Source organism: Sphingomonas tabacisoli (assembly GCF_042678385.1).
GTDB classification, from domain to species: domain Bacteria; phylum Pseudomonadota; class Alphaproteobacteria; order Sphingomonadales; family Sphingomonadaceae; genus Sphingomonas_B; species Sphingomonas_B tabacisoli.
Genome location: NZ_JBHUDY010000001.1, coordinates 1,928,703 through 1,945,148, shown reverse-complemented (window position 1 = coordinate 1,945,148; position 16,446 = coordinate 1,928,703). Strand labels below are relative to the sequence as shown.

The window sequence follows — 16,446 nt, the reverse complement described above, 5'->3', positions numbered from 1 at the left end:
AGCCTCTCCCGTCACAGGGGGAGGCTTTGATGCGTCTGTTGTTCGCCGCGATTCTTGTTGCAGGGATTTCCAGCCCGGCCTGGGCCACGGATTGCCCCAACCCGCAAGGCTGGGCGAAGCCGGAGCGGCACCTTGCCGCGCGCTCGCCCGACATGAAGTTCGGGTTGAAGCCGGGCGGCACCGCGCAGATCGGGCTGCTCGACCAAAATCAGGTGAAGTTCGCGGTCGGCAAGGCGACGCGGAAGGGCTATGCGGGCCTGGCGGCGCTGGATGTGGCGAAGGCCGGCACGTTGGAAATCGTGCTTGACAACAAGACGTTCGTCGATCTGGTGCGCGATGGAAAGGCGCTCGATCTGGCGAGCGAGCCGAAGGGGCATGGCTGCCCGGGCGTCCAGAAAGCGCTGGATTTCAAGGTGACGCCGGGCCGGTATGTCGTCCAGCTTTCCGGCTCGCCCGACAAGTCGGTGAAGATGGGGACGGTCCTGCGCTGACCTTTCGCTCGTCATTGCGAGGAGCGCAGCGAAGCAATCCAGAGAGGCGGTCGGTTCCGGCTGGATTGCTTCGTCGCTACGCTCCTCGCAATGACGGCTTTAAGCCGCAGCCGCCCAAGCCTGATCGGCCGCGCTGAGCACGGCGCGGACGCTGGCAGTGGCGATGTCGGCGTCGATGCCGACTCCGAACACCGTGCGGCCGGCCGGGGTGCGGCATTCGAGATAGGCGGCGGCCTGGGCGTGGGCGCCATGGCCGATCGCGTGCTCGTTATAGTCGGCGACATCGAGTTCGACGCCGTAGCTCTCGTTCAAAGCCGCGATCACCGACGAGATCAGGCCGTTGCCGCGGCCGCTGACGCTGCGTTCGTCGCCGTTGCAGGCGATGCGGCCGGCGAAGATGCGATGCGTATCGTCCTGCTGCTCGTGATAGTCGATCAGCGCGAACCTGGCCGGCGTGAGGTAGGTCTGCTGGAAGACGGACCAGATGTCGTCCGCGTTCAGCTCGCGGCTGGTTGCGTCGGCGAGTGCCTGGACGTGGCGGCTGAAATGGGCCTGTAGCCGCTTCGGCAGCTTCAGTCCCTTGTCCTGCTCCAGCACCCAGGCGACGCCGCCTTTGCCCGACTGCGAATTGACGCGGATCACCGCTTCGTAAGAGCGGCCGAGATCGGCGGGATCGATCGGGAGATAGGGAACATCCCACAGCTCGTCGTTGCGCTGGGCCTGCGCCGCGAAGCCCTTCTTGATCGCGTCCTGATGGCTGCCCGAAAACGCCGTGAACACCAGCTCGCCAGCATAGGGCTGGCGCGGGTGTGTCTTGATGTTGGTGCAATATTCGACCGTGTTCACGATCTCGTCGATGTTCGAGAAATCGAGACCCGGGTCGACGCCCTGCGTGTACATGTTGAGCGCAACCGTCACGAGATCGACATTGCCGGTGCGCTCGCCATTGCCGAGCAGACAGCCCTCTACCCGATCGGCGCCGGCCAGCAGGCCCAGCTCGGTCGCGGCGACGCCGGTGCCGCGGTCGTTATGGGTATGCAGCGAGACGACGGCCGCCTCGCGGTTGGGAATGTTGCGACAGAAATATTCGATCTGGTCGGCATAGATATTCGGCGTCGCCGCCTCGACCGTCGCCGGCAGGTTGAAGATGATCGGCCGCTCCGCCGTCGGGCGCAGCACGTCCATCACGGCCGTGCAGACCTCCAGCGATACGTCGAGCTCGGCGGTTGAAAAGGTCTCCGGGCTGTATTCGAAACGCCAGTCGGTGCCCGGATATTTCGCAGCCTGATCGCGCAGGATCGAGGCGCCTTCGCGCGCGATCGCCTTCACCCCGGCTTCGTCGAGGTTGAACACGATGCGACGCCATGACGGCGACACGGCGTTGTAGAGGTGCACGATCGCGCGCTCAGCACCTTCCAGGCTTTCGAAGCTGCGCTCGATCAGATCGCGCCGCGATTGGGTGAGCACCTGCACCATCACATCGTCGGGGATGCGGCCGCCCCGGACCAGCCTGGAAATGAAGTCGAACTCGGTCTGGCCGGCGGACGGAAAGCCGACCTCGATTTCCTTGACGCCGATCCGGACCAGCAGATCGAAGAAGCGCTGCTTCTTCTCGCCGTCCATGGGATCGATCAGCGCCTGGTTGCCGTCGCGCATGTCGGTGGAAAGCCAGCGCGGGGCTTTGTCGATGGTGCGGCCGGGCCATTGCCGGTTGGGCAGGTTGATCGGCTGGAACGGTCGGTATTTGACGGACGGGTCGCGCAGCATGGGTCTTCCTCGGGAACGGGGCTTTTTGGGTCTGGTCTGGCCCTTAGGCGCCGTGGCGGGCCGTCAAGCCCGCGCGGAAACACGCGCCTAAGGGCGCGTAAGTCGAAGAAGAAGGGCGCTGCGCGCGATCATCGCGGAAATCCCTAGCCACACATGGTTAAGGAAGTCCAGCCGGGAAACAGCGTTAGCGGATCGGTAAGGCCTGTCGTGGTTGAGAGGCGAGACCATAAGTAGCTGGAAAACAAGACAGTGATACAGCTCTGCTACATCAGCACCGCACGCCCCGGACATGGCTGGGAAGCGGTGGATGCAATCCTCGCGAGTTCGCGCCGGAACAATCGGCGGAGGACCGTGACCGGCTTATTGCTATTCAATGGCAAGCGCTTCCTGCAGTTGCTGGAGGGGCCGGAAGCCCAGGTGCGGGAGACCTTTGCCCGCATCCAGCACGACCCGCGGCATTTCGCGATCGTGAAACTTTCCGAACGTCGCATCGACGAACGCGAGTTCGGCGCCTGGGACATGAGCTTCGAGCGCTTCGAAGGCGATGAAAACAAGCTCCGGATGATCGAGCAGGTGAAGGGGCTGACCGCAAGGTCCAGCCCCAGCGTCAGGGCGCTGTTTACGAGCTATGCAGCCATTTAGACTGACCCGCTAGCGACGAAACAAGCGATCGACCGGGCTGGCCGGCAGGAACCAGAGCAAGGCGACGAGCGCCGCGCAAGCGATGCCAAGCCAGGGCGAGACCAGCGTCAGCGGAATGCCCAATAGATACAGAAAGCTGCTGACCGCACCCTTGCGGAGCGTCTGGCGGTGATAGGCGAGCGCGTGTTCGTCCTGCCGGCCGGTACGCCGGATCGTCCACTGCACCCAGGCATAGGCGATCGAAGGCAGCAACATCGTCACCAGGTACAGGATCGTCGCGCCGGCGGAGAAATGATGCTCGCCGAGATATGAGGTAGAGAAGGGGACCAGCGACAGGGTGAACAGCAGCAGCATATTCGACCAGAGCAGATCGTTGGTCACGCGGGTCGCGTTGGCGAACATGCGGTGATGATTGACCCAATAGATCGCGACATAGGCGTAGCTCAGCGCATAGGCCAGGAAGATGGGCCACAGCGACCAGAGCTGGTCCATTCGCTCCGAGACGGGCGGATGGAGCTCCAGCACCATGATCGTGATGATGATGGCGACGACGCCGTCCGAGAATGCCTCGACGCGGCCGACCCCGGCGCGGCCCTCGTAGGCGTCGTCCGCCATTATTTCTGGAATGCCGCGGCGATTTCCAGCTTCACTTCGTCGGAGACGAGCGGGATGCCCATCATCACGCCGAAATCGCTGCGCTTGATCGTCGTGGTCGCGCGGAAGCCGACATTTTCCTTGCCGCCGATGTTCGCGGCCATCTTGCCAGCGCCGTAGAAGGCGGCGTCGAGCGTCACCGGTCTGGTGACGCCGTTCAGCGTCAGGTTGCCGGTGATCTTCGCCTTCTGTCCCTGGGCGACCACCTTGGTCGAGACGAAGTGCGCGTCGGCGGGGCTGGGGCCGAAAAAGTCGGGCTTGCCGCCGTCCTTGCCCGGTTTGAGCAGGTGCTCGGTGAGGCCGGCGCTGGCCGTCGTCACCTTGGAGACCGGGATGGTCACGTCGACCTTGGCCGCGTTCGGATTCTTCGGATCGAGCGTCAGCGTGCCGGTCACGCTGCCGAAGATGCCGGTGTAAGGCGTGAAGCCCAGATGATCGACCGTCCACAGGACGAGCGTGTGGTTCGGATCGGCGGTGTAAGTTCCGCCGGTAACTGCCGCCGGATTGGCGGAGCCGGGCTTCGACATCGGCGCTTGCGCGACGAGCGGCGCGGCGAGAGCGAGGGGCAGGACGAGCAGAAGCAACCGACGCATCACGGCCTCCTTATGGTTGTGACTCGTTATATGCCGTCTGCTCGCCCTGTCGGGCAAGCGTCAGTTCTTGTCTTTGTCGACCAGCTTGTTGGCGCCGATCCACGGCATCATGGCGCGGAGTTCGCCGCCGACCTTTTCGATCGGGTGGGCGGCAGCGCGCTTGCGGGCGGCCTTCAGCTCCGGCTGGCCGGCGCGGTTGTCGAGCACGAATTTGGAGACGAAGCGGCCGGCCTGGATGTCGTCCAGCACGCGCTTCATTTCCTTCTTCGTCTCGTCGGTGATGATGCGCGGGCCGGTGGTGATGTCGCCATATTCGGCGGTGTTGCTGATCGAATAGCGCATGTTGGCGATGCCGCCTTCGTACATCAGGTCGACGATCAGCTTCACTTCGTGCAGGCACTCGAAATAGGCCATTTCGGGCGCATAGCCCGCTTCGACCAGGGTCTCGAAGCCCGCGGTGATCAGGTGGCTGAGGCCGCCGCACAGCACCGCCTGCTCGCCGAACAGGTCGGTCTCGCATTCCTCGCGGAAATTGGTCTCGATGATGCCCGAGCGGCCGCCGCCAATGGCGGAGGCGTAGGAGAGGGCGAGATCGTGCGCATTGCCCGACGCGTCTTGGTGCACCGCCATGAGGCAAGGCACGCCGCCGCCGCGTGAATATTCGGAGCGGACTGTGTGGCCGGGGCCCTTGGGCGCGACCATGATGACGTCGAGGTCGGAGCGTGGCTCGATCAGGCCGAAATGGACGTTCAGGCCGTGCGCGAAGGCGAGGGCGGCGCCCTGCTTCATGTTCACGGCGAGATCGTCGGCCCAGATCGCAGCCTGATGCTCGTCGGGCGCCAAGATCATGACGAGATCGGCCCATTTCGCCGCGTCGGCATTGGACATGACCTTGAAGCCGGCGCCTTCCGCCTTCTTCGCCGTCGCCGAGCCCGGACGGAGCGCGACCGCCACTTCGGCGACGCCCGAATCGCGGAGGTTCTGGGCATGGGCATGGCCCTGGCTGCCATAGCCGACGATCGCGATCTTCTTGCCCTTGATCAGGCCGATGTCCGCATCCCGGTCGTAATAAACGCGCATTCTGTTGCTCCCTGAGTACGAAAGAAAGGGAGGGCTTCGACAAGCTCAGCCCGAACGGTTTGGGAGAGAACTTCGTAACAAGCTCCGTTCGGCCTGAGCTTGTCGAAGGCCTCCCTTTTTCTTTGTCTTAACCTCTACACCGCCTCGCGTCCGCGGGCGATGGCGACGACGCCGGTGCGGGCGACTTCGACCAGGCCGACTTCACGCATCAGCGTCACGAAGGTGTCGATCTTGTCCGACCCGCCCGTCACTTCGAATACGAAGCTGCCCGTCGTCGCGTCGACCACGCGGGCGCGGTAGACATCGGCGAGGCGCAGCGCCTCGATCCGGTGATCGCCGACGCCTGCGACTTTCACCAGCGCCAGCTCGCGTTCGACATGGGGCCCAAGCGCGGTCAGGTCGAGCACCTTGTGCACCGGCACCAGCCGGTCGAGCTGGGCGATGATCTGCTCGATCGTCGCCGGCACGCCGCTGGTGACGATGGTGATGCGGCTGATGCTTTCGTCCTCGGTGACGTCGGCCACCGTCAGACTCTCGATGTTGTAGCCGCGGGCGGTGAACAGGCCGGCGATCCGCGCGAGGATGCCGGGTTCGTTGTCCACGACGACGGAGAGCGTGTGACGCTCTTTGGCTTCTTCGTGGATATGCATCAGACCAGCGCTTTCGCCTCGTCGTCCATCTCGCCGGACACTTCGTTGGCCTGAAGGATCATGTCGGTGTGGGCTGCGCCGGACGGGATCATCGGGAAGCAATTGGCGAGCTTGGCGACGCGGCAATCGACCAGCACCGGCCCCGGCGTGTCGAGCATTGTCGCGATGCCGTCTTCAAGCTCACCGGGTTTTTCGATGCGCAGGCCGGTCCAGCCATAGGCTTCGGCCAGCTTCACGAAGTCCGGCAAGGAGTCGCTGTAGCTTTCCGAATAGCGGGACTGGTAGGTCAGCTCCTGCCACTGGCGGACCATGCCCATATATTCGTTGTTCAGGATGAAGATCTTGACCGGCAGCCGATACTGGGTCGCGGTCGCCAGCTCCTGGATGTTCATCTGGATCGAGGCCTCGCCGGCCACGTCGATGACGAGCGCGTTGGGGTTGCCGAGCTGCGCGCCGATGGCGGCGGGCAGGCCGTAGCCCATCGTGCCCAGACCGCCCGAGGTCAGCCATTTGTTCGGCTTCTCGAAGCCGAAATGCTGGGCTGCCCACATCTGGTGCTGGCCGACTTCGGTGGTGATGATCGGCTGGCGCGCCTTGGTCGCTTCGTAGAGGGCGCGGATCGCGCGTTGCGGCATGATCTCGGCGCCGTTTTCAGGGAAGGACAAGCTTTTCTTTTCCCGCCATTCGCCAATCTGCCGCCACCAGGCAGAGAGGTCGTTCTTCTGGTGGCCGCGGCCCTTCCAGATGCGGACCATGTCCTCCAGCGCGCGGCCGACATCGCCGACGATGCCCAAGTCGACGCGCACGTTCTTGTTGATCGACGAACGGTCGATATCAACGTGGATCTTCTTGGAGCGCGGGCTGAAAGCGTCCAGCCGGCCCGTCACCCGGTCGTCGAAGCGGGCGCCGAGGCACAGGATCAGGTCCGCGCCGTGCATCGCCAGGTTCGCTTCGTAGGTGCCGTGCATGCCGAGCATGCCGAGCCATTGCTGCGACGATGCGGGAAAAGCGCCCAGGCCCATGAGCGTCGAGGTGACCGGTGCGCCGGTGATCCGCGCGAGCTCCTGCAGCACCTGTGCCGCGCCGGGGCCGGAGTTGATGATGCCGCCGCCGGTATAGAGGATCGGCCGCTCCGCCGCGGCGAGCATCTCGACCGCCGCTTCGATCAGCGCCGTGTCGGCCTTCACCTGCGGGCGGTAGGTCTTGTGCTGGATCGCGCCGGGCTTCGCGTAAGGCGCGGTCGCGACCTGCACGTCCTTCGGAATGTCGATGACGACGGGGCCGGGGCGGCCGGACGTCGCGATATGGAACGCCTCGTGGATCACCGCGCCGAGCCTGGCCGGATCCTTCACGAGATAATTGTGCTTGGTGCAGTGGCGCGTGATGCCGATCGTGTCCGCTTCCTGGAACGCGTCCGTTCCGATCAAAGAAGTCGGCACCTGGCCGGTGATGACGACCATCGGGATCGAATCCATCAGGGCGTCGGTGATGCCGGTGACGGCATTGGTGGCGCCCGGACCGGACGTGACGAGCACAACGCCCGGCTTACCGGTCGAGCGGGCATAGCCTTCCGCCGCGTGCGTCGCCGCCTGCTCGTGGCGGACGAGGACGTGCTTGATCCGGCTCTGCTTGAACAGCGCGTCGTAGATCGGCAGCACGGCGCCGCCCGGATAGCCGAACACATATTCGACCCCCAGGTCGCTCAGCGCCTGGATCAGGATATCGGCTCCACTCAATTCACGTGGCATTGTCATCAACCTTGCTGGACGGGCGCTGCTAGAGAAACAAAATTAATGCGTCAACCTGTTTACGCGTAACTTTGTTACTCATCTCCGAGCCCGGGACAAAACGCAGATACGAAAAAGGCCGCCCGGAGAACGGACGGCCTGCATGGACCTGGTCTCCGGACGGCGATGTCAGGGGATAATAAGTACAAGTCCGGTAAAGAGCGCGCGCACGGCCGTGGCGGCAAGCAGGCCGCGAAGGTCGTTGGAGGCGATGGCGCGAGTCATTTGCGTGCCGCTTAACAGCTCAAGGCCGGCTCGGCCAGCCGTTTCACGAGCCGTTCGATCAGATAGGGCGTAAGCGCAGCTTCGACGCGGGGCCACGCTTCGGGCGCCTGATGCCGAAACCAGGTATATTGGCGCTTCGCGTACTGGCGGGTGGCGAGGCGGCCTGCCTGGACCATTTCAGCGCGCGTGAGGTCGCCGTGCAGCCAGGCGGAGATTTCGCGCACGCCGATCGCGCGCATTACCGGCAGGTCGGGATCGAGGCGGCGCATCAGCAGCCGCTCGACCTCGTCGATCGACCCGCTCTCGATCATGCCGACGAAGCGGGCATCGCTTCGCTGGACCAGCCATTCGCGCGGGGGTGTCAGCACCAGCGGCCGCAACTCCATCTGCGATCCGATTCCGCCAGTGCGACGCTCATGCCAGTATCCGAGCGGCCGGCCGGTGGAGCGGACGACTTCCAACGCGCGCTGGACGCGGGTGGTGTCGGCGGGGGCGAGGCGGGCAGCGCTTTCCCGGTCCTCCCGCTTCAACGCGACATAAGCGGCATCGACGGCCATGCCGCGTACGGCCGCGCGGACATTCGGGTCGATATCGGGGATCGGCGCAATGCCGTTCAGCAGCGTGCGGATATAGAGGCCGGTGCCGCCGACCAGCACGGGGAGGCGGCCCGTTTCGTGCGCGCGGGCGACTTCGGTGCGGGCGTCGGTGGCCCAGCGGGCGGCGGAGCAAGCTTCGGCGCCGTCGACATAGCCGAACAGCCGGTGCGGAGCCCGGCTCATGTCGATTTCGTCCGGACGCGCGGAAAGAATGCGCAAGTCGCGATAGACCTGCGCGGAATCGGCATTGATGATCGTCACGTCCGCCACTTCGGCGAGCGCGAGCGCAAGCGCGGTCTTGCCGCTCGCGGTCGGCCCTGCAATGAGCGCCAGCGGCGGGAGGTCGGCCGTGTTCATCGCAACAGTCGTAGCAGCAGAATGGTTAACAGAGCAGTCGCTTATGACTGTACTGGGCGATGGCGGCGGGATCGAGACTGTCGAGGCAGATAGAGTCTTTCGCGTGGCCGTTACGGGCGATCCGGCTGAAGCCCGAAAGCGGCTGGAGAGCTTGCAGGCGGACATCTTCATTCGCCGCTCCGATGCGCCTGCGCCCGAGCTGCTCGTCGCCGACATGGATTCGACGATGATCACCGTCGAGTGCATCGATGAGCTTGCCGACTATGCGGGCGTGAAGCCACAGGTTGCCGAGATCACCGAGCGCGCGATGCGGGGCGAGCTCGATTTCGCCGGCGCGCTGAAGGAGCGCGTGCAGCTTCTGGCGGGGCTGGACGAGGCGGTGCTCGCGCGCTGCTATGACGAGCGGGTGCGGATCATGCCCGGCGCGCGCGCGCTGGTGCGGACGCTGAAGGCGCGGGGCGCGAAGACGCTGCTGGTGTCAGGCGGCTTCACTTATTTCGCGAAGCGCGTGGCCGAGGAGATCGGCTTCGACGGCTATCGCGCGAACCGGCTGGGCTTCACCGGCGCCACGCTGGACGGCACCGTCGAAAAGCCGATCCTTGGCGCGGAGCAGAAGCGGGAAGCGCTGTTGGGGCAGGGGAATGATCCGGCCGCGGCGGTCGCGATCGGCGACGGCGCCAACGATGTGCCGATGCTGAAGGCGGCGGGGTTGGGGATTGCGTATCATGCGAAGCCTGCAGCCATTGGGGCGGCCGACGCAGCGGTAAGGTTTGGGGACCTGACTGCCGTGCTTCATGGGCTTGGCGTGCCGCGCGCGGAGTGGCAAATCTAAAGCGGTTTGGCCTGAGCTTGTCGAAGGCGTCCCTTCTTCTTTCGACGGGTGAGGAAAGAAAGGGAGGGCTTCGACAAGCTCAGCCCGAACCAGCTTGGAGCTACGAACTCATATCCAGCGGTTCGCCGCGGAATTCGTCGATCGCTTCGAACAGGGTGGTGAGAGCAGCGCGCTCTTCCTCGTCGATTTCCGGGCGCCAGATTTCGAACAGCAGCACCACGCGGCGCGAGGTGCCTTCGTTCCAGGCCTCGTGCTCGATCGTGTCGTCGAAGATCAGCAACTTGCCTTCTTCCCAGGACCGCACTTCGTTGCCGACGCGGAAGCGGCAGCCTTCGGGGGCGATTAGCGGCAAGTGGCAGATCAGCCGCGTGTTGATCAGGCCGTTGTGCGCGAAGATGTGGGCGCCGGGCTTCAGTAGCGAGAAGAGGGCCATGGGCGAGCGGCCGCGAATCACTGGTTGCGGCGCGGGCTTCAGCGCTGCGATGGCGTTGGGACACATCGACGCGTTCGGCTCGACCGGTTCGCCGCGCAGCAGATGGAATGCCCCCCAGTCGCGGTTCGCCACCAGATAATGCGCCTTGTTCGGGCGGGCGGGATCCTCCTCGACATAGGGTGGAAAATCATGGGTCTGGGCGAGAACGGCGTCGAGCTCGGCACGAATGGCGGCGGTCTGCGCTTCGATTGCGGGCACCCAGTCGAACGCTTCGCGCTCATAAAACTGGATCTGCGGCAGGCCGGGGAAATAGAAGCTGGTCGGCTCTTGCAGATAAAGCTGCTTTTCGCCGCTTGCCAAGGCGAGGGCGTCTCGCACGCGCGGCTTTAAATTAGCGGGAGTATGGCCGGCATTCGCCAGCGCCGCGTCAAGATGGGCGCGATAGTCGCCCTGGCTGCGCTGCAGTTCGGCGGCGGCACGCTGAACTTCTGCGGCGAGGTTAGGCGGCAGATTGGGCGTGGCCTCGGCGACGTTCACCGCAAGCTGATAGAAAGTGTGGGCGGCGCGGGGGTCGCCCCGACGCGCCAGCACATCGCCCTTCATAATGAGTCCGCGCACGTGCCGCGGCTGTTCGGCCAAAAGCTTATCGAGCGCGGAAAGCTCCCCGGCTTCGTCGCGCTCCAGCCTGCAGGCCTGGGCGATCAGGAGCCAGGGCGGGGCGATGCCGTTTCCGGCGGCGGCCACGTCTTCGAACAGGTGCCGCGCCGCCTTGGCGTCTCCGCGCTGCATGGCAGCGACACCGTCCCGGACCATCTGATCGGCTTGAGCTGCGGTAAGCATCGCCCGCAGCCTTAGGAGACGATCGGCCTCCCGCAAAGCTTTCGCGAGGAGCTTAACCCGATCTTAGCCTCTGCCATGCGACGTGGCCTGTGGAAGAACACACCCCGAAGGGACCATATGCGCGTACTCGCAATGGCATCGCAGAAGGGCGGATCGGGTAAAACCACCCTATCCGGCCATCTCGCCGTGCAGGCCCAGCTCGCCGGCGCCGGCCCGGTCGTGCTGATCGACATCGATCCGCAAGGCTCGCTCGCCGACTGGTGGAACGAGCGCGAGGCGGAGCTTCCCGCTTTCGCCCAGACCACGGTCGCGCGGCTGGCGAGCGATCTCGACATCCTGCGCCAGCAGGGTTTCAAGCTTGCCGTTATCGACACGCCGCCGGCGATTACGATGGCGATCCAGAGCGTGATCGCGGTGGCCGAGCTGATCGTGATCCCGACGCGGCCGAGCCCGCACGACCTCCGCGCCGTCGGCGCCACGGTCGATCTGTGCGATCGCGCCGGCAAGTCGCTGATGTTCGTGGTGAACGCCGCGACGCCCAAGGCGAAGATCACCGCAGAGGCTGCAGTCGCGCTTTCGCAGCACGGCACCGTCGCTCCGGTGACGATCCACCAGCGCACCGATTTCGCCGCCTCGATGATCGACGGGCGCACGGTGATGGAAGTCGATCCGAAGGGCAAATCGGCGGCCGAAATCGTGGGTCTGTGGTCCTATATTTCCGACCGGCTGGAGAAGAATTTCCGCCGCACCGTGTTCAGCGTGCCCGGTGGCGCGCCGGCAGCGGCGCGACAGGCGGGCGGCTTCGGCCGCCGCGTCGTCGGCCAGTAAGGGGAGGCAGGGGATGGAAGCCAAGCCCTTCGCGTCGCTGACTTCGGGACTTCTCGCGCGCAAAGGCCAGGCAAAGCCGGCCATGCGTCCGCAGGGGTTCAACGGTTTCGGCACGCCCCAGGAAGACCTGGGCTGGAACGACATGGGATTCGACACGCCGAAGCCGGTCCCGGCCGACGCGCCGCCCGTAGTGAAGCAGCAGGCCGAACTGGCCGCAACCTTTGCGCCACCGCCGGAAGCCGAGAAGCAGCCGCGCAAGGAGCGGACGCCGCGCCAGAGCCGCGCGCTGTTCGGCCACAAGGCGGCCTTTACGCTGCGCCTCGATGAGGAACGGCATCTGCGGTTGCGCCTCGCCTCCGCGCTCCAGCGCCGCTCGTCGCAGCGGCTGGTCACGGAAGCGCTCGACAAGCTGCTGAATGGCATGCCGGGGCTCGACGAGATGGTTTCGAAAGCCAAGCACAACCCGCTGGGGAATGGTCATGCGTAACGCGTTCATGCTTCGGTTCGCCGCCGCTTCGGTGATCGCACTTTCGGCCGTGGCGCACGCCGGCGAGATCGGCGATGCGGCCAAGGCGGCGTTCCGCGCCGACAAGGCGCTCGCCAAGAAGAAGCTGCCGGCGGCGATCTCCGAAGCGGAGTCGGCGGTGGCTGCCTCACCGCGCGATGCGAACTATCGGATGCTGCTCGGCCGCGCCTATCTGGAGAGCGGCCGTTTCCGTTCTGCGGCGGCCAGCTTCGGTGATGCCCTGGAACTCGATCCTTCGCGCAGTGGTGCCGCGCTCAACCTTGCGCTGACCAGGATTGGCATGGGCGACAAGAATGGCGCGATGACCGTCCTCAGCGAGCATGGCAGCGCGATCCCGGCAAGCGACCGCGGCCTTGCGCTGGCGCTGGCAGGGGACGCGACGACAGGCGTGACGGTGCTCGAGGAAGCGGTGCGCAACGGCGGGTCGGACGCCAAGACCCGGCAGAATCTGGCGCTGGCCTATGCGCTTGCCGGTCGCTGGTCCGAATCGAAGCTGATGGCATCCTACGACCTCGATCCGCAGACGGTTGCGCAGCGAATCATGGAATGGTCGCGCTTCGCGCGCGACGGGCAGGCGTCGGCGCAGGTCGCGGCGCTGCTTGGCGTGACGCAAGGCGACGATGCCGGCCAGCCGACCCGGCTTGCGCTCCATAGCGAACCCAATGCGCCGGTGCAGATGGCCGAAGCCGCTCCGCCTCCGCCGCCAGTCAAGATGACCGAGGCGCCTGCTGTTGAGACAGTAGCTGCGGAAGTTCAGGCGCTGGTGAACCCGCCGGCGCAACCGGCGGTGCAGTTCCAGACGCGTTCGGAAGTCGTGCAGGCGATTGCGGGCCCGGTGCGCCCGACGATCGCCGTCAAGCCCGCGATGGCGTTGAAGCCGCATCCTGCAGTTTTCCAACGCGCGGCGTTCGTGCGGCCGACCGGCGGACGCTTCGTCGTGCAGATCGGCGCGTACAGCAGCGCCGGCGTGGCGCAGGACGGCTGGACGAAGGCCGTCCGCCGGATCGGCGATCTTCGCGGCTATACGCCGTCGACGGCAGTGTTCGTGAAAGGCTCGGCGACTTTCTATCGCTTGTCGGTCGGCGGCTTCGGGACGCGGGGCAGCGCGGTCAGCTTCTGCGAGACGCTGCGGTCGCGCGGCGGCCAATGCTTCGTGCGCGAGACGGCGGGCGACGCCCCGCTGCAATGGGCAGGCCGCTCCGGTCCGAAGTTCGCGGCGCGTTGATTAGAGGATTTCGCGCCCGCCCTTGAACAGGCGGAGCACGCGGCCCTGCACCGGTAATTTATCGAACGGCGTGTTGCCGGCAGCGGCGCGCATCTTGTTCGAATCGACACGCCAGGGCGCGTCCGGATCGACCAGAATCAGGTCGGCCGGCGCGCCCTTCGCGATTCGGCCGCCGTCCAGGCCCAGCAGTTGTGACGGATTGGCGGCGAGCAGCTCGAACAGGCGCGGCAGGGCGATCACGCCGTCGCGCACAAGGTTCAATGACAGCGCAAGCAGCGTCTCCGCGCCTGCCGCGCCGGGGGCCGAATCGGCGAAGGGGAGGCGCTTGTCCTCGGGCCCGCGCGGATCATGGCCCGACGCAATCACGTCGACGGTGCCGTCGCGCACGGCGTCGAGTGCCGCATGGCGGTCCGCTTCGCTGCGCAGCGGCGGCGAGAGGTGGGCGAAGGTCCGGAAATCGGAGACCGCGATTTCGGACAGGAACAAGTGCGTCGGTGTGATCCCGCAAGTGATGGGCAGTCCCTTGGCCTTCGCTGCGCGGATAAGCTCGAAACCCGCGCGCGTCGTGACTTGCCGGAAATGGATGCGGGCGCCGGTTGCCTCGGCGAGCGCGATGTCGCGGGCGATCGCGATCGCTTCGGCGACGGCCGGCGCGGACGGAAGGCCGAGACGGGTCGCCGTCTCGCCAGCGGTTGCGACGGCGTCGCCGGTCAGGCCCGCATCTTCGGCGTGGACGACAACGGTCAGATCGAACGCGGAGGCGTAGCTCAACACCCGGAGCATCACGCCGGAGTTGGCGATCCAGTGCCGGCCGGTGGCCACCGCCTTCGCGCCCGCGGCTTTCATCAGTCCCAGCTCTGCCAGTTCCTCGCCCTTCAGCCCGCGCGTGGCGGCGGCGAGGGGGTGGACCCATATGTCCGGCTTGCCCGAATAGGCGGCGCGCTGGATCAGGCCGGGATCGTCGAGCGGCGGCGACTGGTCGGGCATCAGCGCAGCACGGACGATGCCGCCGAAGCGGAACGCCGGCCCATCGACGCGGAACACGCCCAGATCGACAATGCCTGGCGCGAGCAGCTTGCCGCCGCCGTCGATCACCTCGGCATCGGCGGGGATTTCGGCTTCGAGGGCTACGATCCGCTCGCCGTCGACCAGCACCATCGTCGCGTCGCTGTCGGGCAGGCGGATATTGGTGAAGGCTTTCATTCCCAGCCCTCCACGCCGCGGCGTCTGCGGGTCAGCACGTCCAGGCAGGCCATGCGGACGGCCACCCCCATTTCAACCTGCTCGGTGATCGCCGAGCGCTCCGGGTGATCGGCGACACTGGACGCGATCTCGACGCCGCGGTTCATGGGGCCTGGGTGCATCACGAGCGCGTCCGGCTTGGCGCGGGCGAGGCGCTCGGGCGTCAGGCCCCAGAACTGGTGGTATTCGCGCAACGATGGGACAAAGCCGCCGGTCATCCGCTCGGTCTGGAGACGGAGCATCATTACGACATCGGCGCCGTCGAGCCCGGCGTTGAAGTCGGTGAAAGTCTTCACGCCCATCCGTTCGACCTCGGCGGAGATCAAGGTCGGCGGCCCGACCACGCGCACGTCGGCGCCGAGCGAAGTCAGGCAGAGGATGTTCGAGCGCGCGACGCGGCTGTGCAGCACGTCGCCGCAGATCGCGACGGTGAGGCCGTGGACCGTGCCTTTGCGATGGCGGATCGTCAGCGCGTCGAGCAGCGCCTGGGTCGGGTGCTCGTGCCGCCCGTCGCCGGCGTTCAGCACGGGGCAGTCGACCTTGTCGGCGATCAGCCGCACCGCGCCCGAGCTGGCATGGCGTATCACCATGACGTCCGCACGCATCGCGTTGAGCGTCATCGCGGTGTCGATCAGCGTCTCGCCTTTCTTCACGCTCGACTGTGCGGCGTGCATGTTGACGACGTCCGCACCCAGTCTTTTGCCGGCGATCTCGAAACTCAACAGCGTACGCGTCGAGTTTTCGAAGAAGGCATTGATGAGGGTCAGGCCGTGCAGCCTGTCGTCGCGCTTCTCGGTGGCGCGGTTGAGCGAGACCCATTGTTCCGCCTGATCGAGCAGGAACATGATCTCGTGCGGCTGAAGTCCCGCAATCCCGAGGAGATCGCGGTGGGGGAACAGGAGCGCGTCGGACATTAAAGCCGCCTCTTAGCGCGTGATCGCGCCCCCGTCACCCGCGTCAATCAACCCTGCTGGCTGATGAACGGCTCGCTCTGAGCCGGTTCAGGCGCGGTCTGGCAGTTACCGATTCGCAAGATTCGAAGGAGACAATCATGCGCAAGCTTATGATGGCCCTTGCAGTGGCAGGCACCGCGGTTCCCGCGATCGAAGCGCCGGCGCAGGCACGGCCGCATTATGGCTATTACAACGGCGGCCGCACCTATTACGCGCAGCCCCGCTACTATGGATGTCGTCGCGGAAACGGAACGACTGGCCTGATCGTGGGCGGTGCGCTGGGCGCGCTGCTGGGTCGCTCGCTTGACGGCGGCCGCAACCATACGCTCGGCACGGTAGCGGGGGCCGCCGGCGGCGCGCTTCTCGGCCGCGAGGTGCAGCGGAGCCGCCAGACTCGGAACTGTTTCCGGTAACTGACGTTCATTTCGGGAGGAGAATGAAGATGAACATGAAGAAACTGATGGTCGCAGCCTCGATCGCCACCGCGCTCGCGCCGGTGGCGGTCAGCCCCGCGGACGCCCGTTATTACCGGGCCCGGCACTCCTATCACCGCGGCTGCGTGCGCGGCCACGGCACCACTGGCCTGCTGGTCGGCGGCGCTACGGGCGCCCTTGTCGGCAGTGCAGTGACGCACGGTGCGGCCGGCCCGATCATCGGCGCCGCGGGCGGCGCGCTGCTCGGCCGCCACATCCAGCGCCATCGCCGCTGCTGATTCGGGGCAAAGG

At 65.9% G+C, this 16,446-nt stretch carries 18 protein-coding genes; 8 read left to right on the top strand and 10 right to left on the bottom strand.

Annotated elements, in window-relative coordinates; genetic code table 11:
- The first annotated feature begins 29 nt into the window (after nucleotides 1–29).
- Nucleotides 30–491 (top strand): hypothetical protein, encoded by a 462-nt coding sequence (locus ACFSCW_RS09930; protein WP_380888807.1) that lies wholly within the window; start codon nucleotides 30–32, stop codon nucleotides 489–491.
- A gap of 99 nt (nucleotides 492–590) precedes the next feature.
- On the opposite strand, the gene leuA is transcribed toward ACFSCW_RS09930, so the two are convergent.
- Nucleotides 591–2,258, bottom strand: a complete 1,668-nt coding sequence (leuA, locus tag ACFSCW_RS09925; protein WP_380888805.1) for a 2-isopropylmalate synthase — start codon at nucleotides 2,256–2,258, stop codon at nucleotides 591–593.
- Nucleotides 2,259–2,507: 249 nt separating this feature from the next.
- On the opposite strand from leuA, the gene ACFSCW_RS09920 reads away from it, so the two are divergent.
- The gene (locus tag ACFSCW_RS09920) at nucleotides 2,508–2,900 is read left to right on the top strand and encodes a BLUF domain-containing protein (RefSeq protein WP_380888803.1); all 393 of its coding nucleotides are present in this window, start codon (nucleotides 2,508–2,510) and stop codon (nucleotides 2,898–2,900) included.
- A 9-nt stretch (nucleotides 2,901–2,909) separates the two neighbouring features.
- On the opposite strand, the gene ACFSCW_RS09915 is transcribed toward ACFSCW_RS09920, so the two are convergent.
- From ACFSCW_RS09915 to miaA, 6 genes are all read right to left on the bottom strand, one after another.
- Nucleotides 2,910–3,515 carry a TMEM175 family protein gene (locus ACFSCW_RS09915; RefSeq protein WP_380888801.1) on the bottom strand — a complete coding sequence of 202 codons (606 nt, stop codon included), beginning with the start codon at nucleotides 3,513–3,515 and terminating at the stop codon, nucleotides 2,910–2,912.
- Entirely contained in the window at nucleotides 3,515–4,147 is a 633-nt protein-coding gene (locus ACFSCW_RS09910) for a YceI family protein (protein ID WP_380888799.1), read from the bottom strand. The genes ACFSCW_RS09915 and ACFSCW_RS09910 overlap by 1 nt, the downstream gene beginning before the upstream one ends.
- 60 nt (nucleotides 4,148–4,207) lie before the next feature.
- The gene (gene ilvC / locus ACFSCW_RS09905; RefSeq protein ID WP_380888797.1) at nucleotides 4,208–5,227 is read right to left on the bottom strand and encodes a ketol-acid reductoisomerase; all 1,020 of its coding nucleotides are present in this window, start codon (nucleotides 5,225–5,227) and stop codon (nucleotides 4,208–4,210) included.
- 134 nt (nucleotides 5,228–5,361) lie between these two features.
- The gene (gene ilvN, locus ACFSCW_RS09900; RefSeq protein WP_380888795.1) at nucleotides 5,362–5,877 is read right to left on the bottom strand and encodes an acetolactate synthase small subunit; all 516 of its coding nucleotides are present in this window, start codon (nucleotides 5,875–5,877) and stop codon (nucleotides 5,362–5,364) included.
- On the bottom strand, nucleotides 5,877–7,625 hold the full coding sequence (locus tag ACFSCW_RS09895; RefSeq protein ID WP_380888794.1) for an acetolactate synthase 3 large subunit: 1,749 nt from the start codon (nucleotides 7,623–7,625) through the stop codon (nucleotides 5,877–5,879). Before ACFSCW_RS09895 ends, ilvN begins: the two co-directional genes overlap by 1 nt.
- A gap of 275 nt (nucleotides 7,626–7,900) precedes the next feature.
- Nucleotides 7,901–8,842, bottom strand: a complete 942-nt coding sequence (gene miaA, locus ACFSCW_RS09890; RefSeq protein WP_380888793.1) for a tRNA (adenosine(37)-N6)-dimethylallyltransferase MiaA — start codon at nucleotides 8,840–8,842, stop codon at nucleotides 7,901–7,903.
- 43 nt (nucleotides 8,843–8,885) lie between these two features.
- Between miaA and serB the strand changes: the two genes are divergently transcribed.
- Nucleotides 8,886–9,674, top strand: a complete 789-nt coding sequence (gene serB / locus ACFSCW_RS09885) for a phosphoserine phosphatase SerB (RefSeq protein ID WP_380888792.1) — start codon at nucleotides 8,886–8,888, stop codon at nucleotides 9,672–9,674.
- Nucleotides 9,675–9,774: 100 nt separating this feature from the next.
- Here serB and ACFSCW_RS09880 read toward each other — a convergent pair whose 3' ends face one another.
- A complete protein-coding gene (locus ACFSCW_RS09880) occupies nucleotides 9,775–10,947 on the bottom strand; it encodes an aspartyl/asparaginyl beta-hydroxylase domain-containing protein (RefSeq protein WP_380888790.1) in 1,173 nt (390 codons plus the stop codon).
- A gap of 117 nt (nucleotides 10,948–11,064) precedes the next feature.
- Between ACFSCW_RS09880 and ACFSCW_RS09875 the strand changes: the two genes are divergently transcribed.
- From ACFSCW_RS09875 to ACFSCW_RS09865, 3 genes are read left to right on the top strand one after another with little or no spacing between them, the layout of a single operon-like run.
- Nucleotides 11,065–11,775 (top strand): AAA family ATPase, encoded by a 711-nt coding sequence (locus ACFSCW_RS09875; protein WP_380888788.1) that lies wholly within the window; start codon nucleotides 11,065–11,067, stop codon nucleotides 11,773–11,775.
- Nucleotides 11,776–11,788: 13 nt separating this feature from the next.
- Nucleotides 11,789–12,262 (top strand): hypothetical protein, encoded by a 474-nt coding sequence (locus ACFSCW_RS09870; protein ID WP_380888787.1) that lies wholly within the window; start codon nucleotides 11,789–11,791, stop codon nucleotides 12,260–12,262.
- Nucleotides 12,255–13,526 (top strand): SPOR domain-containing protein, encoded by a 1,272-nt coding sequence (locus ACFSCW_RS09865; protein ID WP_380888785.1) that lies wholly within the window; start codon nucleotides 12,255–12,257, stop codon nucleotides 13,524–13,526. Before ACFSCW_RS09870 ends, ACFSCW_RS09865 begins: the two co-directional genes overlap by 8 nt.
- On the opposite strand, the gene ACFSCW_RS09860 is transcribed toward ACFSCW_RS09865, so the two are convergent.
- Both ACFSCW_RS09860 and ACFSCW_RS09855 read right to left on the bottom strand, forming a co-directional pair.
- Nucleotides 13,527–14,729 (bottom strand): dihydroorotase, encoded by a 1,203-nt coding sequence (locus ACFSCW_RS09860; protein ID WP_380888784.1) that lies wholly within the window; start codon nucleotides 14,727–14,729, stop codon nucleotides 13,527–13,529.
- Nucleotides 14,726–15,682 (bottom strand): aspartate carbamoyltransferase catalytic subunit, encoded by a 957-nt coding sequence (locus ACFSCW_RS09855; RefSeq protein WP_380888782.1) that lies wholly within the window; start codon nucleotides 15,680–15,682, stop codon nucleotides 14,726–14,728. Before ACFSCW_RS09855 ends, ACFSCW_RS09860 begins: the two co-directional genes overlap by 4 nt.
- Before the next feature lie 137 nt (nucleotides 15,683–15,819).
- On the opposite strand from ACFSCW_RS09855, the gene ACFSCW_RS09850 reads away from it, so the two are divergent.
- Nucleotides 15,820–16,134 carry a glycine zipper 2TM domain-containing protein gene (locus tag ACFSCW_RS09850; RefSeq protein WP_380888780.1) on the top strand — a complete coding sequence of 105 codons (315 nt, stop codon included), beginning with the start codon at nucleotides 15,820–15,822 and terminating at the stop codon, nucleotides 16,132–16,134.
- A 29-nt stretch (nucleotides 16,135–16,163) separates the two neighbouring features.
- Complete coding sequence (locus tag ACFSCW_RS09845) at nucleotides 16,164–16,433, top strand: glycine zipper domain-containing protein (RefSeq protein ID WP_380888779.1); 270 nt, start codon at nucleotides 16,164–16,166, stop codon at nucleotides 16,431–16,433.
- Nucleotides 16,434–16,446 lie beyond the last annotated feature (13 nt).